Annotated in this window: 20 protein-coding genes and 1 pseudogene; 12 read left to right on the forward strand and 9 right to left on the reverse strand. The window is 68.6% G+C overall.

Annotated elements, in window-relative coordinates; genetic code table 11:
* Positions 1-4 precede the first annotated feature (4 nt).
* Both VV867_RS15995 and VV867_RS16000 read left to right on the forward strand, forming a co-directional pair.
* Positions 5-1,186: a vWA domain-containing protein gene (locus VV867_RS15995; protein ID WP_328566959.1), complete on the forward strand. Its 1,182-nt coding sequence runs from the start codon at positions 5-7 to the stop codon at positions 1,184-1,186.
* A 162-nt stretch (positions 1,187-1,348) separates the two neighbouring features.
* Positions 1,349-2,368 carry an AraC family transcriptional regulator gene (locus VV867_RS16000; RefSeq protein WP_328566960.1) on the forward strand — a complete coding sequence of 340 codons (1,020 nt, stop codon included), beginning with the start codon at positions 1,349-1,351 and terminating at the stop codon, positions 2,366-2,368.
* Positions 2,369-2,712: 344 nt separating this feature from the next.
* Here the strand turns inward: VV867_RS16000 and VV867_RS16005 are convergent, their stop codons facing one another.
* Positions 2,713-3,756 carry a class I SAM-dependent methyltransferase gene (locus VV867_RS16005; RefSeq protein WP_328566961.1) on the reverse strand — a complete coding sequence of 348 codons (1,044 nt, stop codon included), beginning with the start codon at positions 3,754-3,756 and terminating at the stop codon, positions 2,713-2,715.
* Between the two features lie 241 nt (positions 3,757-3,997).
* Positions 3,998-4,699 carry a DNA-binding transcriptional regulator CsiR gene (csiR, locus tag VV867_RS16010; RefSeq protein ID WP_176450341.1) on the reverse strand — a complete coding sequence of 234 codons (702 nt, stop codon included), beginning with the start codon at positions 4,697-4,699 and terminating at the stop codon, positions 3,998-4,000.
* A 193-nt stretch (positions 4,700-4,892) separates the two neighbouring features.
* On the opposite strand from csiR, the gene glaH reads away from it, so the two are divergent.
* The 5 genes from glaH (at position 4,893) to gabP (ending at position 11,595) form a co-directional block, all read left to right on the forward strand.
* Positions 4,893-5,870, forward strand: coding sequence for a glutarate dioxygenase GlaH (gene glaH / locus VV867_RS16015; RefSeq protein WP_275629193.1), 978 nt, complete (start codon positions 4,893-4,895; stop codon positions 5,868-5,870).
* A gap of 121 nt (positions 5,871-5,991) precedes the next feature.
* Entirely contained in the window at positions 5,992-7,257 is a 1,266-nt protein-coding gene (lhgO, locus tag VV867_RS16020; protein ID WP_328566962.1) for an L-2-hydroxyglutarate oxidase, read from the forward strand.
* Between the two features lie 31 nt (positions 7,258-7,288).
* The gene (gene gabD / locus VV867_RS16025; protein WP_328566963.1) at positions 7,289-8,737 is read left to right on the forward strand and encodes an NADP-dependent succinate-semialdehyde dehydrogenase; all 1,449 of its coding nucleotides are present in this window, start codon (positions 7,289-7,291) and stop codon (positions 8,735-8,737) included.
* Positions 8,738-8,775: 38 nt separating this feature from the next.
* Positions 8,776-10,050: a 4-aminobutyrate--2-oxoglutarate transaminase gene (gabT, locus tag VV867_RS16030; protein WP_109936137.1), complete on the forward strand. Its 1,275-nt coding sequence runs from the start codon at positions 8,776-8,778 to the stop codon at positions 10,048-10,050.
* Between the two features lie 144 nt (positions 10,051-10,194).
* Complete coding sequence (gene gabP / locus VV867_RS16035) at positions 10,195-11,595, forward strand: GABA permease (RefSeq protein WP_328566964.1); 1,401 nt, start codon at positions 10,195-10,197, stop codon at positions 11,593-11,595.
* A 277-nt stretch (positions 11,596-11,872) separates the two neighbouring features.
* On the opposite strand, the gene mdtI is transcribed toward gabP, so the two are convergent.
* Both mdtI and VV867_RS16045 read right to left on the reverse strand, forming a co-directional pair.
* Positions 11,873-12,202, reverse strand: a complete 330-nt coding sequence (gene mdtI / locus VV867_RS16040; protein ID WP_275629197.1) for a multidrug/spermidine efflux SMR transporter subunit MdtI — start codon at positions 12,200-12,202, stop codon at positions 11,873-11,875.
* Positions 12,196-12,555, reverse strand: a complete 360-nt coding sequence (locus VV867_RS16045) for a multidrug efflux SMR transporter (protein WP_328566965.1) — start codon at positions 12,553-12,555, stop codon at positions 12,196-12,198. The genes mdtI and VV867_RS16045 overlap by 7 nt, the downstream gene beginning before the upstream one ends.
* Before the next feature lie 468 nt (positions 12,556-13,023).
* Between VV867_RS16045 and parS the strand changes: the two genes are divergently transcribed.
* Positions 13,024-13,482 carry a type II RES/Xre toxin-antitoxin system antitoxin gene (parS, locus tag VV867_RS16050; RefSeq protein ID WP_109936133.1) on the forward strand — a complete coding sequence of 153 codons (459 nt, stop codon included), beginning with the start codon at positions 13,024-13,026 and terminating at the stop codon, positions 13,480-13,482.
* On the forward strand, positions 13,482-13,949 hold the full coding sequence (locus tag VV867_RS16055; protein WP_328566966.1) for an RES family NAD+ phosphorylase: 468 nt from the start codon (positions 13,482-13,484) through the stop codon (positions 13,947-13,949). Before parS ends, VV867_RS16055 begins: the two co-directional genes overlap by 1 nt.
* A gap of 18 nt (positions 13,950-13,967) precedes the next feature.
* Here the strand turns inward: VV867_RS16055 and VV867_RS16060 are convergent, their stop codons facing one another.
* The 3 genes from VV867_RS16060 to bla form a co-directional block, all read right to left on the reverse strand.
* Positions 13,968-14,222: a Txe/YoeB family addiction module toxin gene (locus tag VV867_RS16060; protein WP_089393617.1), complete on the reverse strand. Its 255-nt coding sequence runs from the start codon at positions 14,220-14,222 to the stop codon at positions 13,968-13,970.
* 28 nt (positions 14,223-14,250) lie between these two features.
* Entirely contained in the window at positions 14,251-14,523 is a 273-nt protein-coding gene (locus VV867_RS16065) for a type II toxin-antitoxin system Phd/YefM family antitoxin (RefSeq protein ID WP_109936131.1), read from the reverse strand.
* Between the two features lie 150 nt (positions 14,524-14,673).
* Complete coding sequence (bla, locus tag VV867_RS16070; protein ID WP_328566967.1) at positions 14,674-15,555, reverse strand: class A beta-lactamase; 882 nt, start codon at positions 15,553-15,555, stop codon at positions 14,674-14,676.
* A 253-nt stretch (positions 15,556-15,808) separates the two neighbouring features.
* Between bla and egtB the strand changes: the two are divergent.
* Positions 15,809-17,925 (forward strand): annotated as a pseudogene (gene egtB, locus VV867_RS16075) (ergothioneine biosynthesis protein EgtB).
* Here egtB and VV867_RS16080 read toward each other — a convergent pair.
* Positions 17,922-18,407, reverse strand: a complete 486-nt coding sequence (locus VV867_RS16080; protein ID WP_089393613.1) for a GFA family protein — start codon at positions 18,405-18,407, stop codon at positions 17,922-17,924. The pseudogene egtB and the gene VV867_RS16080 sit on opposite strands and share 4 nt — an antisense overlap.
* Positions 18,408-18,560: 153 nt before the next feature.
* Between VV867_RS16080 and fabF the strand changes: the two genes are divergently transcribed.
* Entirely contained in the window at positions 18,561-19,838 is a 1,278-nt protein-coding gene (gene fabF, locus VV867_RS16085) for a beta-ketoacyl-ACP synthase II (RefSeq protein WP_328566968.1), read from the forward strand.
* Between the two features lie 85 nt (positions 19,839-19,923).
* On the forward strand, positions 19,924-21,858 hold the full coding sequence (locus VV867_RS16090; protein WP_328566969.1) for a UvrD-helicase domain-containing protein: 1,935 nt from the start codon (positions 19,924-19,926) through the stop codon (positions 21,856-21,858).
* Positions 21,859-22,088: 230 nt separating this feature from the next.
* On the opposite strand, the gene VV867_RS16095 is transcribed toward VV867_RS16090, so the two are convergent.
* Positions 22,089-24,518: a DUF3772 domain-containing protein gene (locus VV867_RS16095; protein ID WP_328566970.1), complete on the reverse strand. Its 2,430-nt coding sequence runs from the start codon at positions 24,516-24,518 to the stop codon at positions 22,089-22,091.
* Between the last annotated feature and the right edge of the window lie 52 nt (positions 24,519-24,570).

The following is a 24,570-nucleotide window of genomic DNA, read 5'->3' on the forward strand; positions in this document are numbered from 1 at the left end:
AGCCATGCTGCTCAACCTGTTCAACGAAATGCGCGCGGCCAAGGTGCCGGTGTCGGTGCGCGAGCTGCTGGACCTGATCAATGCGCTCCAGCAGCGCGTGGTGTTCGCCGACATGGACGAGTTCTACTACCTCGCCCGCACCATCATGGTGAAGGACGAGCGCCATTTCGATAAGTTCGACCGGGCCTTCGGCGCCTACTTCAAGGGCCTGGAGAAGCTCGACGACCACCTCAAGGCGCTGATTCCCGAGGAATGGCTGCGCAAGGAGTTCGAGCGCCTGCTGACCGACGAGGAGCGCGCGCAGATCCAGTCCCTGGGCGGCCTGGACAAGCTCATCGAGGAGTTCAGGAAGCGTCTCGAGGAGCAGAAGGAACGCCACGCCGGCGGCAACAAGTGGATCGGCACCGGCGGCACCAGCCCGTTCGGCTCCGGCGGTTTCAACCCCGAGGGCATCCGCGTGGGCGATGCCGGCAAGCGCCAGGGCAAGGCGGCCAAGGTGTGGGACCAGCGCGAGTACAAGAACCTCGACGACCAGGTCGAACTGGGCACCCGCAACATCAAGATCGCCCTGCGCCGCCTGCGCAAGTTCGCCCGCGAGGGCGCGGCGGAAGAGCTGGACATCGACGGCACCATCGACCACACGGCGAAGGACGCCGGGCTGCTGAACATCCAGATGCGCCCGGAGCGGCGCAACACCGTGAAGCTCCTGCTGCTGCTGGACATCGGCGGCTCGATGGACGCCCACGTGAAGGTCTGCGAGGAGCTGTTCTCGGCCTGCAAGACCGAGTTCAAGCACCTGGAGTACTTCTACTTCCACAACTTCATCTACGAATCGGTGTGGAAGAACAACCTGCGCCGCGGCAACGAGCGCACCGCCACCTTCGACCTGCTGCACAAGTACGGGCCGGACTACAAGGTGGTGTTCGTCGGCGACGCGGCCATGGCGCCCTACGAGATCACCCAGGCCGGCGGCAGCGTCGAGCACTGGAACGAGGAAGCCGGCTACGTGTGGATGCAGCGCTTCATGGAGAAGTACAAGAAGCTCATCTGGATCAACCCCTACCCGAAGGACACCTGGAACTACACCGCTTCCACCAACCTGGTGCGCGAGTTGGTGAAGGACCAGATGTACCCGCTGACCCTGCGCGGGCTGGAAGAGGGGATGCGCTTCCTTTCGCGTGGGTGAGCCCACTGCGCTGCGCCAACCATCGCGCTCCCCTGTAGGAGCGCGCCCTGCGCGCGAATCGCGGGCAGGGCCCGCTCCTACAATTGCCGCCTTTGCCTTGCCAAATCCCATGCCCGCGACGGTAACATCGCGGGCACGGCGCAGCGCACCGATGGGCAAGACATGACCGGAACCAGCTTCTCCCGCAACACCTGGCTCAACTCCCTGCACATGACCACGCTGACGGTTTCCCTGCTGGAAGCCGAAGGCCATGAGCGCGACAGCATCCTCGAAGGCAGCGGCATCACCGCCGCCGACCTGGTGGACCTGCGCCGGCTGGTCAGCCCCTGGCAGGAGCAGCAGGTGTTCGCCAACGCCGAGCGCCTGGCCGCCGAGCCCGCCCTGGGCCTGCGCCTGGGCCTGCGCACACGGATTTCCGCCTACGGCCTGCTGGGCTACGCGCTGCTCTCGGCGCCGACCCTGGGCGAAGCGCTGCGCATCGGCCTGAGCTACCCGGTGCTGCTGGGCACCTACTTCCACCTGTCGCTGCAGGTGGAGGGCGAGGTGGCCTGGCTGGTGGCCACCGGCTACAGCGAGGACGAGGCCTTGCGGCCGTTCAACACCGAACTGTGCCTGGGCTCGATGAGGGTCACCTGCGGCGACCTGCTGGGCCAGCCGCTGGAACTGCTGTGCGCCGAGTTCGACTATGCCGGCCCGCCCGAACGCGAGGCCGCCTACGCCGAGGGCTTCGCCTGTGACCTGCGCTTCGGCGCCTCGCGCAGCGCCTTCGGCTTCCCCGCCGCCTGGCTGGAGCGCCGCCTGCCCCTGGCCGACCCGGTGACGCACCGCGAGATGCTCGAACAGTGCCGCCGCCAGAACGTCGACCTGGCCGCCCGCCGCGCCTGGCTGGACAAGGTCCGCGGCATCCTCGGCGAGCGCCTGCAGGCGCCGCCGGGCCTGGAGGAGCTGGCGCGGCGCCTGAACTGCTCCTCGCGCAGCCTGCGCCGCCACCTGCAGCAACAGCAGACCAGCTACCAGCAACTGCTCGACGAACTGCGCTTCGCCCGCGCCAAGGAACTGCTGCAGGGCGGCGACATGCCCATCTACCGCATCGCCGAGGAACTCGGCTTCAGCGAGACCGCCAGCCTGCGCCACGCCTTCCAGCGCTGGAGCGGCCAGCCGCCGAGCCATTTCCGGGCCTGAGTGGCACCCACCCACGCCATTCCAACCCGTAGGGCGCATAACGCCTGTGGCGTTATCCGCCGTTTGACCTTGGTTACCGGCCTGCTCGGTGTCGAGCTTGGCGCTGGTCATGCATTCCCCCGGATTGACCGAGGCATGGTCGATGAGAAAGGTGAGGCGGCGGATAACCGCGAACGGTTATTCGCCCTACGCAATTCCACCCGCTCCTACAGGAGGCACGGTGCCGGGAATGGCGTAGGAGCGGATCTTATCCGCGATAGCCGAACGTACCGGCGGGCACGGCTTCTCGTAGGAGCGAGCAGCCCGGCGCGGCCTGCAAGGCAGTTGTTCCTACGACCGACCCCTCATGGCCGCGCTTCGAGGATCAGGTTGAACGGCGTTTCCGCCGCCCGGCGGAAGCGGCTGAATCCGGCTTCCTCGAACACCGCGCGCAGCCTTGCCTCTCCGGCCTGGGCGCCCAGGCCCAGGCCCACTTCCTGGGACAGCGAGTTGGGTGTGCAGATGAAGGTCGAGGCGGCGTAGAACAGCTTGCCGATGGGCGTCAGGTTGTCCTCCAGGCGGTCGCCGGCGTAGGGCTCCACCAGCAGCACCGTGCCGTCCGGCGCCAGGTGGCGCAGGGCGTGGCGGGCGGCGCCCACCGGGTCGCCCATGTCGTGCAGGCAGTCGAAGTAGCAGATCAGGTCGTACTCGCCCAGGTAGTCCTTGGCGCTGGCCCTGGCGAAGCTCACCCGGTCCTCGACGCCGGCCTCGCGGGCGCGCTGGCTGGCGGTTTCCACCGAGGGCGCGTGGTAGTCGAAGCCGGCGAAGCGCGAGGCCGGGAAGGCCTGGGCCATGATCACCGTGGAGGCGCCGTGGCCGCAGCCGATGTCGGCCACCTGTGCGCCGTGCTGCAGCTTGGCCACCACGTCGTCCAGCGCCGGCAGCCACTCCTCTACAAGATGCGCGCGGTAGCCGGGGCGGAAGAAGCGTTCGGTGCCGCGGAACAGGCAGGGGTGGTGGTCGCCCCAGGGCAGGGCGCCGTCGCCGCGCATGGCGGCCACCAGCTTGTCCTTGTCCTGGTACAGCGAGGCCAGCACGCCGGCGCCGCCGGCCACGTACACCGGCGAGTCCTCGATGGCCAGGGCCATGGCCTGTTCCTCGGGCAGGCGGAAGTTGCCGCCTTCGTGTTCCAGGTAGCCGGCGGCGGCCTGGGCGCTGAGCCATTCGCGCAGCAGCCGCGGGTTGCAGCCGGTGCGTTCGGCCAGGGCCTGCGGGCTTACCGGCTGGTTGTCGGCCATGGCCCGGTACAGGCCCAGTTCGTCGCCGAGGATGACGTTCGCCAGCATGGCCGCGCCGCCCATGTCGGCGACCAGGCGGCCCATGAAGTCGTTGAGTTTGGCTTCGTCCATGGTAGCTCCTCCGCTGTCGGGCGCCCGCGCGGCGGCGGGGCTCCGGGTGGATGGCGGGAGGTGCCGGTTCTCCGTACGCGAGGCGAACGACGGGGCAGGGCAGGCGCCGGCCCGGGACGGGCGCGTGCCGGCAGCCGCGGTTCGCGCGTCATTGCCGGCCCGGGGCGGGCGGCCCCTCGGCGGGGCGTCGTTTCAGTCTAGCGCGGCGGCCGCGGCGGGTGGCGCCGGCCGACGCCCGGCGTCAGCGGGCGGCTTCGCCCAGGCCGCCGTTGCGCATGATCTGCGCGATGATCGGCACCGGCGTCATCAGGTGGTTGCGCATCATCTCGCTGGCGCGCGCGGCGTCGCGGGCGAGGATCGCCTCGACCAGCGCGGCGTGTTCCTGGCGCTTGAGCTCCAGGGCTTCCTCCGAGAACACCGTGTGCGTCAGCCACAGGTGGCGGTAGCGCTCGGCCTGGTCGAACAGGTAGGTGCGCGCCTGCAGCAGGTGCTTGGAGCCGCAGCCCTGGGCGATGGCCGTGTGGAAGGCCTTGTGCCGCTCGTCCCAGACGTCCAGGCGCTGCTCGCGGGTCTTCACCTCCACCACCTTGGCCAGGGTGTGCGAATGCGCCAGCACCTGCGCTTCCCAGGCGTCGTCGCCGCGCTGGATGGCCAGGCCGACGATCATCGCCTCCAGGTTGGCGCGGGCGTCGTAGATGTCCTTCATCTCCTCCAGCGACATGGGCGCGACGCGGTAGCCTTTCTGGCTGATGGCGACCACCAGGTGCTCGGCCACCAGTTGCGACAGGGCCTCGCGCAGCGGGCCCACGCCCAGGTCGTAGCGCTCCTTCAGGGTGCTCATCAGCAGCTTCTCGCCCGGTTTGAAGACGCCGCGGATGATGTCCTTCTTGAGCCACTCGTAACCGCTGACGGCGGAGTTCTGTCGGGGGGCGATCGCTTCCAAATCCAGCTCCTGTGGGGATTTGCGCTGGATCATACCCAAATGTCGTATGGACGAAAAACAATAGACAAGGCGAGTGTTTGTCGCTGAAAAATAAAAATGTAGACATTTTTAGTTTGTGGCGATATTTTTCTCCTGCCCGCCTGATCCAGGTCATTGCCGGACGGCGCCAACCCATCATTGCCAGGACACCGCCATGAACGCCTTCACCTCCATCCAGGACCTCGCCATGCCCCTGCCGCTGGAGACCCGCGGCTACTCGGTAGCGCCTTCGGCGCAGTCGCCGCGCCTGCTCGAGCTGACCTTCGCCCGCGAGACCGTGCAGGCCTTCGTCGAGGCGGTGGCGCAGTGGCCGGTACAGGCCCTGGAGTACAAGTCGTTCCTGCGCTTCCGCGTCGCCCAGATCCTCGACGAGCTGTGCGAAGGCACCCTGCGCCCGGTGCTGCTGAACAGCATCCTCGACCGCGCCACCGGCGGCATGCTGGTCAAGCCCCTGGGCCTGGACGACGTGGCCCAGGCCGAGGACATGGTGAAGTTCTCCACCGCCGTGGCGCACCTGGTCGGCCGCTCCAACTACGACGCCATGAGCGGCCAGTTCTACGCCCGCTTCGTGGTGGTCAACAGCGACAACTCCGACAGCTACCTGCGCCAGCCGCACCGCGTGATGGAGCTGCACAACGACGGCACCTTCGTCAACCAGATCACCGACTACGTGCTGATGATGAAGATCGAAGAGAAGAACATGGAGGGCGGCAACTCCCTGCTGCTGCACCTGGACGACTGGAGCGAGCTGGACGAGTTCTACCGCCACCCGCTGGCCCGCCGCGAGATGCGCTGGACCGCGCCGCCGAGCAAGAAGGTCAGCGAGGACGTGTTCCACGCGGTGTTCGACTGCGACGCCGAAGGCCGCCCGACCATGCGCTACATCGACCAGTTCGTGCAGCCGAAGGACTTCGAGGAAGGCATCTGGCTGAACGCCTTGTCCGACTCCCTGGAAACCAGCCCGGCCAAGCTCTCGGTGCCGGTGCCCCAGGGCTGCTTCCTGCTGATCAACAACCTGTTCTGGCTGCACGGTCGCGACCGCTTCACCCCGCACGAGGGCCTGCGCCGCGAGCTGATGCGCCAGCGCGGCTACATCGCCTACCAGAAACCGCTGTACCAGCGCGGCCAGTAATCCCCAACGCGTCACCCTTTCCACAGGGGAGGGCCGGCTGGCGAAGCGTCCGCGCACGACCTCCGCCGCCGGCCCCTCCTGTGGAGTTTTTTCAGCTGAGCCAGTGCGCGAGGTAATGGCTGTGTACGATTTCATCATCATCGGCGGCGGCATCGTCGGCATGTCCACCGCGATGCAACTCACCCAGGTCTACCCGGACGCGAAGATCCTCCTGCTGGAGAAGGAAGCCGGCCCGGCCCGCCACCAGACCGGGCACAACAGCGGCGTGATCCACGCCGGCGTCTACTACACCCCCGGCAGCCTCAAGGCGAAGTTCTGCCTGGCCGGCAACAAGGCCACCAAGGCCTTCTGCGACAAGCACGGCATCCGCTACGACGAATGCGGCAAGCTGCTGGTGGCCACCAACGAGCTGGAGATGGAGCGCATGAAGGCGCTCTGGGAACGCACCGCCGCCAACGGCCTGGAGCGCCACTGGCTGAGCGCCGGCGAGCTGCGCGAGCGCGAGCCGAACATCGTTGGCATGGGCGGCATCTTCGTGCCCTCCAGCGGCATCGTCAGCTACGCCGAAGTCACCGCCGCCATGGGCCGCGAGTTCCAGGCAACTGGTGGCGAGATCCGCTACAACGCCGAGGTGACGGCGCTGGACGAGCGCGCCGACGAGGTGGTGGTGCGCACCACCGACAACGAGTTCCGTGGCCGCTACCTGGTCACCTGCTCGGGCCTGATGGCCGACCGCATCGTGCGCATGCTGGGCCTGCAGCCGCAGTTCATCATCTGCCCGTTCCGTGGCGAGTACTACCTGCTGCCCAAGCAGCACAACCAGATCGTCAACCACCTGATCTACCCGATCCCCGATCCGTCCATGCCGTTCCTCGGCGTGCACCTGACGCGGATGATCGACGGCACCGTCACCGTCGGCCCCAACGCCGTGCTGGCGATGAAGCGCGAGGGCTACCGCAAGCGCGACATCAGCCTCGGCGACCTGTTCGAGACCCTGACCACGCCGGGCATCCTCAAGGTGCTGGCGAAGAACCTGCGCCCGGGCCTGATCGAGATGAAGAACTCGCTGTTCAAGGGCGGCTACCTGAAGGAAGTGCAGAAGTACTGCCCGAGCATCGTCAAGGCCGACCTCACCGAGTACCCGGCCGGCGTGCGCGCCCAGGCGGTGTCGCGCGACGGCAAGCTGATCGACGACTTCCTCTTCGTGAATACCAAGCGCAGCGTCAACGTCTGCAACGCGCCGTCGCCGGCGGCCACCTCGGCCATCCCGATCGGCGCCTACATCGTCGAGAAGGTTCGCGAACAGGTCGCCGCGCAGGGCGGCAACTTCGTCAAGGCCGCCACCCCGGACATCACCCTGGACATCAATCTGCGGGCCGCCGGCTGAGCCGCCCGCCACCGATAACGAGGAAGACAGCGTGCAACTCAAAGACTCCAGCCTGTTCCGCCAGCAGGCCTATATCGACGGCGCCTGGGTGGATGCCGACAACGGCCAGACCCTGAAGGTCAACAACCCGGCCACCAACGAAACCATCGGCAGCGTGCCGAAGATGGGCGCCGCCGAGACCCGCCGCGCCATCGAAGCCGCCGACCGCGCCCTGCCGGCCTGGCGCGCGCTGACCGCCAAGGACCGCGCCAACCGCCTGCGCCGCTGGTTCGAGCTGATGATCGAGAACCAGGATGACCTGGCCCGCCTGATGACCATCGAGCAGGGCAAGCCGCTGGCCGAAGCCAAGGGCGAGATCGCCTACGCCGCGTCGTTCCTGGAGTGGTTCGCCGAGGAAGCCAAGCGCGTCTACGGCGACATGATCCCCGGCCACCAGCCGGACAAGCGCCTGATGGTGATCAAGCAGCCGATCGGCGTCACCGCGGCCATCACCCCGTGGAACTTCCCTTCCGCGATGATCACCCGTAAAGCCGGCCCGGCCCTGGCCGCCGGTTGCACCATGGTGCTCAAGCCCGCTTCGCAGACCCCGTATTCCGCCCTGGCCCTGGCCGAGCTGGCCGAGCGCGCCGGCATTCCGAAAGGCGTGTTCAGCGTGGTCACCGGCAGCGCCGGCGAAGTCGGCGGCGAGCTGACCGGCAACCCGATCGTGCGCAAGCTGACCTTCACCGGCTCCACCGAAATCGGTCGCCAACTGATGGCCGAGTGCGCCAAGGACATCAAGAAGGTCTCCCTGGAGCTGGGCGGCAACGCGCCCTTCATCGTTTTCGACGATGCCGACCTGGATGCCGCCGTCGAAGGCGCGCTGGTTTCCAAGTACCGCAACAACGGCCAGACCTGCGTGTGCGCCAACCGCCTGTACGTGCAGGACGGCGTGTACGACGCCTTCGTCGAGAAGCTGAAGGCCGCCGTGGCCAGGCTGAACATCGGCAATGGCCTGGAGCAGGGCGTCACCACCGGCCCGCTGATCGACGCCAAGGCCGTGGCCAAGGTCGAGGAGCACATCGCCGATGCCGTCAGCAAGGGCGCGAAAGTGGTCGCCGGCGGCAAGCCGCACGCCCTGGGCGGCACCTTCTTCGAGCCGACCATCCTGGTCGACGTGCCGAAGAACGCCCTGGTTTCCAAGGACGAGACCTTCGGCCCGCTGGCGCCGCTGTTCCGCTTCAAGGACGAGGCCGAGGTGATCGAGCTGTCCAACGACACCGAGTACGGCCTGGCCGCCTACTTCTACGCCCGCGACCTGGGCCGCGTGTTCCGCGTCGGCGAGGCGCTGGAGTACGGCATCGTCGGCATCAACACCGGGATCATCTCCAACGAAGTCGCCCCCTTCGGCGGCATCAAGGCCTCGGGCCTGGGCCGCGAAGGTTCCAAGTACGGCATCGAGGACTACCTGGAAATCAAATACCTGTGCCTCGGCGTGTAACGCGCGTCCATCCACCCCATTCCTGACCTGGAGACAGCATGAACAGCAACCAGAGCCTGCAACAACGGCGCATGGCCGCCATCCCGCGCGGCGTCGGCCAGATCCACCAGATCTACGCCGAGCGCGCCGAGAACGCCACCATCTGGGACGTGGAAGGCCGCGAGTACCTGGACTTCGCCGGCGGCATCGCCGTGCTCAACACCGGCCACCTGCACCCGAAGGTGATGGCCGCCGTGCAGGCGCAGATGGCCAAGCTGACCCACACCTGCTTCCACGTGTTCGGCTACGAGGGCTACGTGGCCCTGGCCGAGAAGATCAACGGCATGCTGCCGGGCGACTTCGAGAAGAAGACCCTGCTGGTGACCACCGGCGCCGAAGCCGTGGAGAACGCCATCAAGATCGCCCGCGCCGCCACCGGCCGCAGCGGCGTGATCGCCTTCACCGGCGCCTACCACGGCCGCACCCACTACACCCTGGCCCTGACCGGCAAGGTGGTGCCGTACTCCGCCGGCCTGGGCCTGATGCCCGGCGGCGTGTTCCGCGCGCAGTACCCGAATGCGCTGCACGGCGTGTCGGTGGACGAGTCGATCGCCAGCATCGAGCGCATCTTCAAGAACGACGCGCAGCCGCGCGACATCGCCGCGATCATCCTCGAGCCGGTGCAGGGCGAGGGCGGTTTCAACCCGGCGCCGAAGGACTTCATGCAGCGCCTGCGCGCCCTCTGCGACGAGCACGGCATCGTGCTGATCGCCGACGAAGTGCAGACCGGCGCCGGCCGCACCGGCACCTTCTTCGCCATGGAGCAGATGGGCGTCGCCGCCGACCTGACCACCTTCGCCAAGTCCATCGCCGGCGGCTTCCCGCTGGCCGGCGTGGCTGGCCGCGCCGAACTGATGGACGCGGTGGCCCCGGGCGGCCTGGGCGGCACCTACGCCGGCAACCCGATCTCCTGCGCCGCCGCCCTGGCGGTGATCGAGGCCTTCGAGGAAGAGAACCTGCTGGACCGCGCCAAGGCCGTGGGCGAAATCCTCGGCGCCGGTCTGCGCCAGATCGGCGAGCGCCACGCCAGCATCGGCGAAGTGCGCATCCTCGGCGCCATGGTCGCGGTGGAGCTGTTCGAAGCCGACGGCCAGAGCCCGGCCGCCGAGCTGACCGCGAAGATCGTCGCCAAGGCCCGCGACAAGGGTCTGGTGCTGCTGTCCTGCGGCACCTACTACAACGTCTTGCGCATCCTCGTGCCGCTGACCGTCAGCGACGCCGACCTGCAGCGCGGCCTGGGCATCATCGGCGAGTGCTTCGACGAACTGGCCTGATTCCGCTTGCGCGTGCGCCGCGGCCCCTTTCCCTGAAGGGGCCGCGCCGAAGAGAACAAAGACGGACCCCGTACCCGCCCGTGCCCACGCACGGGCGGGCCGGGCCATTTCCGCCGCAGGGACGCAGCTCTACAAGGTGAGACCATGCAACAGCTCAACAAGAACAACCTGAGCCATGGGTTGAAATCGCGGCATGTGACCATGCTGTCCATCGCCGGGGTGATCGGCGCCGGCCTCTTCGTCGGCTCCGGCCGCGCCATCGCCGAGGCGGGCCCGGCGGCCATCCTCGCGTACATCCTGGCCGGCGCCCTGGTGGTGATCGTCATGCGCATGCTGGCCGAGATGGCCGTGGCGTCGCCCGACACCGGCTCCTTCTCCACCTACGCCGACCGCGCCATCGGCAAATGGGCCGGCTACACCATCGGCTGGCTGTACTGGTGGTTCTGGGTCCTGGTGATCCCGATCGAGGCGAACATCGCCGCCACCATCATCAACAGCTGGGTGCCGCAGCTGGACATCTGGGTGCTGTCCCTGGCCATCACCCTGCTGCTCACCGTGACCAACCTGTTCAGCGTGAAGAACTACGGCGAGTTCGAGTTCTGGCTGGCGCTGGTCAAGGTGATCGCCATCGTCGGCTTCATCATCCTCGGCGCCTGCGCCATCCTCGGCCTGCTGCCCAATACCGGGGTGAGCGGCGTCTCGCGGCTGTGGGACAACGGCGGCTTCATGCCCAACGGCTTCGGCGCGGTGCTCAGCGCCATGCTGATCACCATGTTCTCGTTCCTCGGGGCGGAGGTGGTGACCATCGCCGCGGCCGAGTCCGACGCGGCCGAGAAGCAGATCTCCAGGGCCACCAACTCGGTGATCTGGCGGATCACCCTGTTCTACATCCTGTCGATCTTCATCGTCGTCGCCCTGGTGCCCTGGACCGACCCGCGCCTGGCCGCCGACGGCTCCTACGTCACCGTGCTGGAAGTGCTGGGCGTGCCCAACGCCAAGGCGCTGATCGACGTGGTGGTGCTGACTTCGGTGACCAGTTGCCTGAACTCCTCGCTCTACACCGCCTCGCGCATGCTGTTCTCGCTGAGCAGCCGTGGTGACGCGCCGGCAGTCGCGCGGGTGACCAGCCGTGCCGGTACCCCGGTGGTGGCGGTGCTGCTGTCGACCGCCGCGGCCTTCGCCACGGTGATCGCCAACTACCTGGTTCCGGCCCAGGTGTTCGGCTTCCTGATGGCCAGCTCCGGCGCCATCGCCCTGCTGGTGTACCTGGTGATCGCCATCTCGCAACTGCGCATGCGCAAGCGCATGAACGCCGAGGGCCAGATGCCGCAGTACCGCATGTGGCTGTTCCCGTGGCTGACCTGGGGTGTGATCCTGTTCATCGTCGGCGTACTGGTGCTGATGCTGCTGCGCCCGGACCACCGCGTCGAAGTGACCGCCACCGCGCTGCTCAGCGTGCTGATCGTCTGCTCCGGCCTGCTGGTCACCCGCCGCCGTGCGCGTAGCGAGCAGGGCGCCACACACCTGAGCGTGGCTGAGCGCTGATGGCTCTTCGTAGGAGCGAGCTTGCTCGCGAACGGCTCCTCGCTCCTACAGGTTTCCGTGAGGCACGTAGCTCAACCGTAGGAGCGGACCTTGTCCGCGATAGCCAGCCATCCCGGCGCGATTCGCGGATGAGATCCGCTCCTACAGGTTGCCCGTATGCCGTGCCCTTGTAGGAGCGCGCCCTGCGCGCGAAATCGCGGGCAGGGCCCGCTCCTACAGGTATCTGTTAGTCCCAAATGAAAACGGGGCGCCCAAGGGCGCCCCATTTTTAGTTTAGTCAGGCCAGCTTCAGCAACACCATGCCCGCCACCAGCAGGCCCAGCCCGAGCCAGCCGCGCCACACCAGGCGCTGGCCGAACAGGGCCCAGCCCATGGCCACGGTGGCGAGGATGCCGAAGCCGCCCCACACCGCGTAGGCCACCGACAGCTCGATGTCCTTCACCGCCTGGGCCAGGGCCGAGAAGGCGCCCAGCACGCAGAGGATGGAGGTGACGCCGAGGGCGCGCCTGCGGAAGCCGTCGGAATACTTCAGCAGCAGGTTGGCGATCACCTCCAGCACTATCGCCAGGCCCAGCCAGGCGAACGGAATCCAGTTCAGGCTCAGCATGTGACGGCCTCCTCTGCGGACGGCTCGCGCTTGCTGCGGGTGCCGGACTTGACCAGCAGGATGCCGGCGATCATCACGGCCAGGCCCAGGATCTTCTCCGGGGCCAGTTGCTCGCCCAGCCAGGCGACGCTGACCAGGGTGATGAGGACGATGCCGATGCCCTCCCAGAGGGCGTAGGCCACGCCCACCGGCACGCGCTTGATGGCCAGCGACAGGAAGTAGTACGACAGGCCGACCATGGCGTACATCAGCAGGTGGCCGTACAGCGGGGCCAGGGTGGTGGTGAGCTTCATCGAGGTGGTGCCGACCACTTCGAAACCGATGGCGGCGAACAGATAGATCCAGGAACGCATGATCGAGCCCTCCCTTGGGCAAGCCGCCGCCCTCGCGAATGGACGCGGGGCCAGGCGGAAAAGTCGGAACGGGGAGGTGACGCTGGGCGAGCGGCGAGACGCGCGTGCGCATCGTCACCAAAAACGTGACTTCGGGGAGGGCGCTAGAGGTCGCCGGTCCAGTGGCGCTCGCGGGAGACCAGGCGGGAAGTGAAGCGGGTTTGGATCGTTGCGTTCAACATAATGAACACTATATTGCCTGAGTTTAGGATGATTGGCAAATCGATAGGCTCAGACAATGGATTGATGGCGATCGATTCCCTTGTTTCTTGACGTGGGCCGTATGTGGGATAGCGGGTGTTCAAAGTGGCTGTGCAATATTTTGTTCATTCGCCCGGCGCCCTCGTTCCCGCCATCCCGCTGGGCAAAACCGCCAGAAAGGAGTAGCCTTCATTTGACGGTTAGTTTTTCATCATTTGAGGAGGTCGCATGTTGGCCATCAAGACGGAAGATCGTCGTCGCAGCGACTCGCCGTCCCCGGTGTTCTGGCACCTGGTGCACGGCCATGCCAGCCTCACCGAGAGCCAGCGGCTGCAGCACATCCGCCACGGCTTGAGCTGGCGCTGGGTCGAATCGGTGCGGGACACCTTCCGCATCAGCGGCCCGGGCTTCGTCGAGCTGTTCAACATTTCCCTGTCCACCTACGAGCGCAAGAAGAAGGCGGACCAGGACCTGGACGCGGTGACCTCGGAGCGCCTCGACCGCCTGGCCTCGGTGGCCGTGCTGGCCGAGCAGGTGCTCGAGGACAAGGACGCCGCGACCCAGTGGCTGGGGCGCCCCAACGACGCCCTCGGCGGCCAGACGCCGCTGAGCCTCTGCGATACCGAAATAGGCGCCAACCAGGTACGCCGCGTGCTGCACGCGCTGGAGTGGGGCGGGGTCGCCTGATGCGGGCCTGGCGAGTCGCGAAAGCGACGCGGGCCACCGACCTCTCCGGCCAGGGCGCGGCCATCCTCGGCGGGCGCTGGAACGATCGCGACCTGCCCGTGGTGTACCTGGGCCTGACGCCGGCCATCTGCTGCCTGGAAACCTTCGTGCACGCCAGCGGCCGGCCGACCTTCGCGCTGAAGATCACCGCCTTCCGGCTCCCGGAAGGCGACGACCTCTACCTCAGGCCCGACCCCCGCGAACTGCCCGATGGCTGGAACAGCCTGCCGGCGGACCGCCCGAGCATGGACTACGGCACCCGCTGGCTGCGGGCCGGCGAGCAACTCGGGCTGATGGTGCCCTCGGCCGTGCTGCCGCTGGAGTGGAACATCCTGCTCAACCCGCGGCACCCGGCGATCGCCCAGGTGAAGGTCGAGGACAGCTACGACTTCCTCTATGACGAGCGGATGTTCCAGGGGCGTGCCTGAGCCGATGGGGAAGGTGAGTCAGCCGTCGTAGTGGTAGCGGCATTGCACGATGAAGAGTTGGCCGTCTTCGAACAGATAGACCAGCCGGTGTTCGTGGGTTATGCGGCGGGACCAGAACCCGGTGAGGTTACCCTTCAGCGCTTCGGGCTTGCCGGTGCCGCTGAAGGGGGTACGCAGGCATTCGCCGATGAGCCGGTCCAGGGCTGCGGATATCTTCGGATCCTGGCCCTTCCAGTACTGGTAGTCGTCCCAGCCGTGATCGGTGAAAGCCACCGAAACCGTCTTGCGGGCGCCGGCCTTGTTACGTTTCTTCTGCGTTGTCACTGATGCTCAATTCCCTTGGCGCGCTCTTGCCGGCTCGCAACTGCTCGATGGATTCATGCAGCCGTTGTGCGTTGGCCGAGGACTGCAGCAGGTACATGGTCTCGCGCATGCCGTTGTAGTCCTCCAGCGAAAGCAGGACGACAGGTTCGCCTCTTTGCCGGGTGATGACAGTCGGCTCATGGTCGCGGCATACGTCATCCATGGCCTGTTTCAGGCTGGCTCGCGCTTGGCTGAATGTCAGAATTTGCATGGCGGGTACCTTCTGGCGAAGCCAGGGCTGATTGAATCTTCCGACGGGAAAAGAGTGCGGAGGGCGGGTCCGGTGCTGGACGAGATGATTGTACAGAACGTTGTACTTTGATCAAGCGCAGCCATTGGTGCCCGCCAGTCCCGCTGCGTGCTATGGCTGATCCACCAGCCCCGCCGCCAGCCGTCCAACCTCCGCCAGCACCGCTTCGCGCTTTTCCGCCGAGGCCGGGCTGCCGGTGAGGTAGGCCGCCACCAGGATCGGCGCGCGGCCCGGCGGCCGGAGGATGGCTACGTCGTTGCTGGTGCCGCGCTCGCCGGTGCCGGTCTTGTCGCCGACCTTCCAGAGCGGCGGCAGGCCGGCGCGGATGCGCTTGTCGCCGGTCTTGTTGGCCGCCAGCCAGGCGTCCAGCTGGGCGCGTGAGGCGGGTTGCAGGACGTCGCCCAGCAGCAGGCGCTGCAGGGTGGCGACCATCGCCCGCGGGGTGCTGGTGTCGCGCGGGTCGCCGGGGAGGGCTTCGTTGAGCGTGGGCTCGTTGCGGTCCAGGCGGCTGACCTCGTCGCCCGTGCTGCGCAGCCAGTCGGTCAGCCCGGCTGGGCCGCCCAGGCTGGCCAGCAGCAGGTTGGCGGCGCCGTTGTCGCTGAGGGTGATCGCCGCCTCGCAGAGTTCGGCGACGCTCAGGCCCGGCTTGCCGACGTGGCGTTCGCTGACCGGCGAGTAGGGCACCAAGTCGTCGCGGCCATAGACGATGCGCCGCGCCAGCTGCTCTTCGCCACGGTCGACGCGGGCCAGCACGGCGGCGGCGAGCAGCAGCTTGAAGGTGCTGCACAGCGGGAAGCGCTCGTCCTCGCGCAGGCCGAAGCGGCGGCCGTCGCCGCTGTCGAGCACGGCCACGCCCAGGCGCCCGCCGCTGTCGCGTTCCAGTTGCTTCAGGCGCTCCACGGCCGGCACGGCGCCGGCCCGCGCGCCGCCGGGGAGCAGCCCGGCCAGTGGCGCCAGCAGTAGCGCACGGTTGATCTGTCTTCTGTTGAACATGCTGCCTCCTGGTCGAGGGGCGACTATCGGCCAGCCGGGCAGGGCGCGGCAAGCGGCCACGCCCATCGGTTTTTCCCGGCCGCCGCCGTAGCGCTTCTACCCTCAAGGGAGGCAGGCGCCGAAGGCAGATTCTTGCAACCTTTGCTCCGGGCCGTGGCTCGAACCCGATGACTGCCGTCGCAGCGGCGCCTTCTCCCCGGCGAAGGTCGACCGCCCGCGTGCCGAACCCGCCCACGGAAAAGGGGACCACCCCATGTCCAGCAAGGCCCCGTCGTTGCTCGACGCCTACCGCCAGGTGCGGCGGCGCAGCGAAGAACTGATCGCCCCCCTCAGCGCCGAGGATGCGGTCACCCAGTCGATGCCCGATGCCAGCCCGGCCAAGTGGCACATCGCGCATACCACCTGGTTCTTCGAGACTTTCCTGCTGCAGCCGCACCTGCCCGGCTACCAGCTGTTCGACGCCCACTTCGGCTACCTGTTCAACTCCTACTACGAGGCCCTGGGCGCGCGCCAGCCGCAGCCGCAGCGGGGGATGCTGACGCGCCCGCCGCTGCACCGGGTGCTCGACTACCGGCTGCACGTCGACGAGCACATGCACAAGCTGCTGGCCCGGGCGCCGGACGCCGGGCTGGAGGCCCTGGTGCGCCTGGGCCTGGCCCACGAGGAGCAGCACCAGGAACTGCTGCTGATGGACATTCTCCACCTGTTCAGCCTGTCGCCGCTGGCGCCGGCCTATGGCGAGGGGCATGCGCCCTCGGCCTGCGGGCCGCAGCGCTTCCTGGCGATCCAGGGCGGGCTGCTGGGCATCGGCCATGACGGCGAGGGCTTCGCCTTCGACAACGAGGCGCCGGCGCACCGCTGTTTCCTGGCGCCGTTCGAGATCGCCGAGTCCCTGGTGAGCAATGGCCAGTGGCTGGCGTTCATCGAGGATGACGGCTATCGCCGCCCCGAGCTGTGGTTGTCCGACGGCTGGGCAAAAATCCAGGAAGCGGGCTGGCAGGCCCCGCTGTACTGGCGCAGGCAGGACGACGGCTGGCACGAATTCGGCCTGGCCGGCCTGCGCCCGCTGGACCTGCAGGCGCCAGTGCTGCACGTCAGCTACTACGAGGCCTGCGCCTACGCCAGCTGGGCCGGCGCGCGCCTGCCCACGGAAATGGAATGGGAGGTGGCCGCCCGCGACGGCCGCCTGCGCCAGCTCTACGACGCCGCCTGGCAGTGGACGCAGAGCGCCTATGCGCCTTACCCCGGCTTCCGCCCCGGCGCCGGCGCGGTGGGCGAGTACAACGGCAAGTTCATGGTCAGCCAGATGGTCCTGCGCGGCGGCGCCTGCATCACCCCGGCCGGGCACTCGCGGCCCAGCTACCGCAACTTCTTCCACCCGGAAAAGCGCTGGATGTTCGCCGGCCTGCGCCTGGCCCGCGACCTGCCGGAGCAGGCCGCGCTGGACCCGCGCGCCCGCGAGCTGGCCGAGGACCTGGAGGCGGGCTTCTCGCTGACGCCGCGGCAACTGTCGCCCAAGTACTTCTACGATGCCGCCGGCTCCGAGCTGTTCGAGGCCATCTGCCGCACCCGCGAGTACTACCCCACGCGCAGCGAGACCGCCCTGCTCAAGCGCATCGCCCGGCCCTCGCCGAGCGCGTCCCGGCCGACTGCACCCTGGTGGAGTACGGCAGCGGCGCCAGCGAGAAGACCTGCCTGCTGCTGGACGCGGCGCCGCAGATCGGCCGCTACGTGCCCATCGACATCAGCCCGGCGGCCCTGGACAAGGCCGCCGCCCGCCTGCAGCGCGACTACCCGGCGTTGCGCGTGGAGCCGCTGTGCGCCGACTTCACCCGCCTGGAAGCGCTGCCCCCGGCGCTGGCCGATGGCCCGCGGCTGGGCTTCTTCCCCGGCTCCACCATCGGCAACTTCGACCCGCAGCAGGCCCTGGCCTTCCTCCAGGGCGCCCACGAACTGCTGGGGCCGGGCGCCGGTTTCATCGTCGGGGTGGACCTGCGTAAGGACGTGGCCGTGCTGGAGGCCGCCTACAACGATGCCGAAGGCGTCACCGCGCGCTTCAACCTCAACCTGCTGAGGCGCATCAACCGCGAACTGGGCGCCGACTTCCAGCCCGACCGCTTCGACCACCTGGCCTTCTGGAACGCCGAACACGGCCGCATCGAGATGCACCTGGTCAGCCGCGTCGAGCAGCGCGTGCGCATCGCCGGCATGGAGTACCTGTTCCGCGCCGGCGAACGCCTGCACACGGAGAACTCCTACAAATACGCCATCGACGACTTCCGCGAGCTGGCCGAGCGTGGCGGCTGGCTGGTGCGCGAGCAGTGGACCAGCGCCGAGCCGGCCTTCGCGGTGTTCCGCCTGCAGGCCTAGCGCTCCAGCCCCAGGCGCTGGTGCCAGTCGGCGATGGACTCCTCGGGATAGCCGTCGAAGTAGCGGTCGCGCGGGTGCTTCTCCACCTCCACCCAGGGGGCCCTGGAGTCCAGCAGCAGGTGGGTGTGTTCCGGCGGCACCGGCAAGGGGGTGTCGATGGCCGAGGCGAAGGGGTGGATCAGTTCCGGCCACTCCGGGCTGAACAGCCACAGGGCGCTGCCGCACTCGCCGCAGAAGTTGCGCTCGGCGGTGCTGGTGCGGGTGCGTTGGCCCGGCTCGCGCAGCTTGGCGTGGTACACGCGCAGGTGCTTGCGCCCGCGCACCTTGAGGCTGGCGGCGGCGCCGCCCAGGTTGATGGCGTAGCCTCCGCCGCCCTGGGTCTTGCGGCAGATCGAGCAGTAGCAGCGCTGGTAGGGGTAGGGATGGGCGCTCTCCAGGCTGAAGGTCACGGCGCCGCAATGGCAGGAACCTTCCAGTCGCATGGCGAATCTCCTCTATACGGATCGGGACCCGGGCAAGGGTGGTCGATCGCCTCCCGCCGCGCCGGGCGCGACGACGGATGGTCAGGTTGCCCGGGATGTTATATGTTGGTCGTAATTCAATGATGGCTAAGCCATCCTCATGCAGGTGAAGTCATGGCCGTACAACGCATAGTGGTAACCGGGACCGGGGTGGTCAGCCCCCTGGGGTGTGGCACCGAGACGGTCTGGCAGCGCCTGCTGCAGGGGCGCTCCGGCATCGTCCGGCTGGCCGACGAATTCGTCCGCGACCTGCCCTGCGCGGTGGGTGGCCGGGTACCGGACATCGGCGAGGACGCCGAGGCCGGCTTCGACGCCGAGCGCGCCGCGCCGGCCAAGGAACAGAAGAAGATGCACCGCTTCATCCTCTTCGCCCTGGCCGCCGCCGAGCAGGCCCTGGCCCAGGCCGGCTGGGCGCCCCAGGATGAACGCGGGCAGACGCGCACCGCCACGTTGATCGGCTCCGGCATCGGCGGCTTCAGCGCCATCGCCGACGCCGTGCGCACCACCGACGAGCGCGGGCCGCGGCGCCTGTCGCCGTTCACCATCCCGTCGTTCCTGGTCAACCTGGCGGCTGGCCACGTATCCATCCGCTACGGCTTCAAGGGGCCGATAGGCGCGCCGGTGACCGCCTGCGCCGCCAGCGTCCAGGCCATCGGCGACGCCGCGCGGCTGATCCGCGCCGGCGAGGCGGACATCGCCCTGTGCGGTGGCGCCGAGGCCTCCATCGACCGCGTCGCCCTGGGCGGCTTCGCCGCGGCGCGGGCGCTGTCCAGCGGCTTCAACGACCATCCGCAGCAGGCCTCGCGGCCCTTCGACCGCCTGCGCGACGGCTTCGTCATGGGCGAGGGCGCCGGGCTGCTGGTGATCGAATCGCTGGAACATGCCCTGGCCCGCGGCGCGCAGCCGCTGGCCGAGCTGGTCGGCTACGGCACCAGCGCCGACGCCTACCACCTGACCGCCGGCCCCGAGGACGGCAGCGGCGCGCGCCGGGCCATGCAACTGGCCATCGTCCAGGCCGGCATCGACCCGGCGTCGATCGGCCACCTCAATGCTCACGCCACCTCCACGCCGGTGGGCGACAAGGGCGAGCTGGCGGCCATCCGCGCGGTGTTCGGCGAAACCGGCTCGGTGGCGGTGAGCGCCACCAAGTCCGCCACCGGCCACCTGCTGGGCGCGGCCGGCGGTCTGGAGGCGATCTTCACCCTGCTGGCCCTGCGCGACCAGTTGGCCCCGGCGACCCTCAACCTGGATGAACCGGACGAAGCCGCCGCCGGCATCGACCTGGTGCGCGGTGCGCCACGCGCGCTGCAGACGGACTATGCGCTGTCCAACGGTTTCGGCTTCGGCGGCGTCAACGCCAGCGTGCTGTTCAGGCGCTGGACCGGCGCCTGAGGCGAACGCGAGGCGCCCGGCGCTGTCGGATCGTCACTGAAACCCCTTATCATTCAGCGACATCCTCCAGGGCCGGAGCCTTCCGATGCTGTCTGCCGTAAGGCGCTACAAACTGCTGCTGTCCGAATCCCTGGCGCGGTACTTCCCGCGCACCACCGCCTACCTGCGCGAGCAGAACGAGGTCGCCCAGGCGCCGGCGTCGAAGAAGCCGCGCGCCGCGGCGAGGAAGCAGGGTGGCGCCGAGGCCAAGCCTCGCGCGCCGCGCAAGCCCAAGGCTGCCGAGGGCGAGAAGGCCCCGGCGAAACCCGCGGCGCAGGGCCCCGCCGGCATCTACCCGGCGCGCGCCCTGGCGGTGCGTCCGGAGCAGGTCGAGGCGATGCGCGAGCGGGTGCGCCAGGCGGTCAGCGCCGGCGTGATCAGCCCGCCGTCGGACGAGCAGTGGGCGATGATCCTCTGCCGCCAGCCGCTGGCGCGCATCTTCGCCGGCGCCGGCTCCGGCAAGTCGACCACCCTGGTGCTGCGCCTGGTGTTCATGCTCTGCCACCTTGGCATCGAGGCGGACAAGGTCACGGTGATCTCCTTCACCAACGCTTCCTGCGCGCAGCTGCGCGAACAGCTGGTGCGCGTCCTGGCCTTCTGGCAGTACCCCTTCGACATGGCCCGCGCCCGCGAATGCGTGCGCACCTTCCATTCGGCCATGGGCGTGCAGGCCCGCGAACTGCTGGGCAAGCAGCGCTGGTTCGAGCAACTGGAGGAGAAGAACCCCGACGAGCCGGACAACCCCCTCACCGGCGGCCGCCTGCGCCCGGCGCAGCAGCGCCTGCTGCTGGAGGCCTACGAGGAATGCTATGCGGTGAACGGCGCCTTCCGCGCCAAGGTGCACCGCCTGCTGGGGCTGGAGAAGCCCGAGGAAGTGCCGGGCCCGGCGCCGGTGCAGCCGTTCCGCCTGCCCGGCGAATTCGTCGAGGCGCCGCTGGTGGAAGTGTTCTACGCCCAGGCCGGTTTCATGGAGAGCCTCGGCCTGCGCCCGCAGGAGCTGAAGGTGGCCGAGCTGGACTGCTCGACCCGCGAGAAGATCTTCCTCGAAGCCCTGGCGATCTACTGGAGCTTCTTCCTGGCCCTGCTCAAGCGCCAGCGCCTGACCACCTTCAACGCCGCCTTCCAGCAGCTCACCAAACGCTTTGCCGAAGGCGAGGCGAAGCTGGAAGCGGCCGAGCCGATGACGCATCTGCTGATCGACGAATTCCAGGACATCTCGCCGCAGATCGTCCTCTGGCTGCAGGCCCTGCACCGCTTCCTGGCGCGCAGCGGCAAGGCGCCGAGCCTGATGGCCATCGGCGACGACTGGCAGTCGATCTACGGCTGGCGCGGCAGCTCGCCGGAGCTGTTCATGGACTTCGACAGGCACTTCCCCAGCAAGGGCCGCAACCGCCAGAGCACGGTGCTGCTGCTGGAAACCAACTACCGCAGCATCGAGCCGGTGATCCGCGACGCCGAGGCGGTGCTGGCCGAGGTGAACTTCAAGCAGGCCAAGACCTGCCGCGCCTTCAAGCCGATGCAGCCGGGCGACCACGGCGTGCGCGTGGAAACCCGCTTCGACCTGGCCCGCGACCTGCCGAAGCTGGTGGCGGACATTCGCGCTCAGTGCGAGCACGTGGCCCAGCGCGGCAGCCGCGAGAGCACCGCGGTGATGCTGCTGAGCCGGCGCAACGAGCCGCTGCAGCAGATCCAGGCGCAGCTCGACGCCAAGCTGCCGGTGAAGGCCATGAGCATCCACCGCGCCAAGGGCCTGCAGGCGGAGGTGGCGATCATCGTCGACGACTGCGCGCCACCCGAGCGCCACCCGCTGCGCAACGTGCTGTATGCCCACAGCGGGTTCTTCCGCAACAGCTACGACCAGGCGATGCAGGACGAGAGCCTGCGCCTGGCCTACGTGGCGGTTACCCGCGGGGTGAGCCGGGTGTTCTGGTATTCGCGCAAGGCGCAGGGGGCGGCGGCGTTGTTGGCGAGGAAGGGCTGAGGGGGTTCTGGCTTTTCGTAGGAGCGAGCTTGCTCGCGAACGGATGTTCGCTGGAGATTCCGCTGCGTCGTTTGACTCCGCTCCCTCTCCCTAACCCTCTCCCTGAAGGGAGAGGGGACCGTTCGGAGTGAAGCGGTACCTCGATGCACGCCTGAAACAGCAGAGTTGCAGGATGACTCTGTCCTCGCCGCCGGCACGGACAAGCTCCCTCACCCTTCATGGGGGGACGCCTAGTCAGAGGGCTGGGGAGAGGGGCTCTCAGGCTTTGGCTTTTCACCCGAAGCAGAATCCTCCACCAACCGCCCATCACCCCCCACCAACCGCAAGCTCCTTGGCGCCACCAGGCTGATGCCTTCCTCGCGCAACCTGCCGAAGATGGTGAACAGCAGATCGCTCCGGGCGCTGGAAACCCCGCGGGGGCTGCTGACGCTGCCGCTGGCGGCCAGGGTCAGGCCCTGGTCGGTGAGCTGGGTGAAGCTCACCGAGGGCCTGGGCGTCTCGAGGATCGCCGGGTGCTCGGCGTAGGCCGCCAGCATCAGTTCGCGGACCTTGTGCACGTCGGTGTCCAGCGGCAGCGTCAGGCTGATGCCGACGCTGCCCAGGGCGCCGCCCATGGTCACGTTGCGCACGTTCTGGGTGATCATCTGGGAGTTGGGCACTATCACCGTGGAATTGTCCGCCTGCTGGATTTCCGTGGCGCGCACGTTGATCCGGCGGATGTCGCCCTCCACGCCGCTCAGGCTGACCCAGTCGCCGACCTTCACCGGGCGCTCGGTGAGCAGGATCAGGCCGCTGATGAAGTTCTGCACGATGGCCTGCAGGCCGAAGCCGATGCCCACCGACAGGGCGCTGACCACCCAGGTCAGGCTGGTCAGGTTGATGCGCAGCGCCGACAGCGTCAGCAGCCCGAGCAGGACGAAGCCGAGGTAGCCCACCAGTGTCACCAGGGAGGCGCGCATGCCGGCGTCCATGCTGGTTTCCGGCAGCAGTTCCTCGGCCAGCCAGCGCTTGAGCAGGCGCAGGGCGAACAGCCCGCCGAGCAGGGTGAGCAGGGCCAGCAGGATGTCCTGCGGGACGATGTTGAGGTTGCCCAGGGCCTGGCCGCCCTGGGCCAGGCGCTCGACGCCGGCGAGCAGTTCGTCGGGGCTGCTGGCGGTGGGCGAGAGCACCACCATCAGCGTCATCAGCACCAGCAGGGTGCGGCCCACCCCGGCCAGCAGGGTGGCGGCCTGGGCCTGGTGTTGCGGCGCAAGGCCCAGGGCGCGGGCGAGGGTCTTGCCGGCGGCCTGGCGGGGCGACAGCAGGGTGTCGCAGAGGTCGCCGAAGAAGGCCGTGAGCAGGTAGCCGATCACCGCCACGGCGCTGACCCACAGCAGCTTGGTGGCGAGGAAGAAGGCCAGCGACAGGTAGCCGCTGAGCAGCGCCAGGACGATCAGCGCCACCACCAGCAGGGCGGCGAAGTGGATCACCCCGGCCAGTGCCGGGCGCGGGTGTTCCTCGTCCTCCTCGCCGCTGCGGCGCAGGCGCAGCAGGGCGATGCCGAAGAGCACGGCGATCAGCAGCGCGGTGAGCCCATTGACCGCCACGGTCAGCGCCAGGCTGGCGCCGATGTTGCTGTTGATGCGGTCCTGGGCGCCGAGCAGCATGACCACGATGGCCAGCAGGCCGGGGAAGTGCGCCACCGCCTGGGCGGCGTGGTCGGGGATCGGCAGCAGGCGCCAGGACGGCCGATCGACCATCAGCAGGGCGCGGCCGAGGCCGGTGATGAAGGCGCTGAACACCGCCAGGGTGACCATCTGGTCGGCCAGCGCAGCCAGGCCGTTGTCGAGGCTGCCGTTCCAGCCCAGGCCCTGGCGGGCCAGCGCGGCGCCGCCGCCGAGGGCGACCACGCTGGCCAGGGTCGTGGCCAGGGCCAGGCTGCTGCGGCGCAGGCGGCCCTCGGGGATGAAGCGGCTGACCAGGTAGCCGGCGAGCCTTTCCAGCAGCCGCCGGCCCGGCGTCCACAGCAGCACGGCGGCGACCAGGCAGACCAGCAGCGCCAGGCGCGCGTCGTGCCAGGTGGCGGCCAGGCTGGCGCTGAGTCGGTCGCCCAGGTTGCGCAGGCGCGCCAGGTCGTCGTCGGTGGGGCGCGTCAGGGTGGACCAGAAGGTCGGGCTGAAGGGCGGCGGCGAGCGCATGGCGATCTGCGAGTTGAACAGGCTGCGGCGCAGGTTGACGATCTGCGCCGCCAGGTCCTGGGCCGAGCGCAGGATGTCCGCCGCCTGGGTGGCCTGGGCCTGCAACTCGGCCTTCTGCCGGCTCAGCTCGACGCGCTGCACCGCCAGCGCGGCGGCCTCGCCCTCGGCCGGCGGGCCGAGCACGTTGAGCTGGTCGGAGAGGCGGTCCAGGCGCGCCTGCAGTTCTTCGCCGTGCTGGCCGGCCAGCTTCTGCACGTCCAGGGTGGCCAGGCGCAGGCGTGCCAGGTCGTCGTCGCCGACCTGGTCGGAGACGCCCTGGCGGATGCTTTCCAGGCGTTCGGCCAGGGCCGGCAGGCCGGCGTCCTCGGCCAGCACCGGCAGTTCGGCCGGCACCTGCGGGGCGGGCGCGGCCAGGGCCCAGCCGGCGCAGAACAGGCTGAGGATCAACAGGCAACGGAGTAGGATCTTGCGGTCCCCCGACATCTTTTCTTCCTTACGTTCAACAGGTGCACGCCGGCCGGCCGACAAGGCCGGC

It is taken from the genome of Pseudomonas sp. JH-2, assembly GCF_036231725.1.
GTDB lineage: Bacteria > Pseudomonadota > Gammaproteobacteria > Pseudomonadales > Pseudomonadaceae > Pseudomonas > Pseudomonas delhiensis.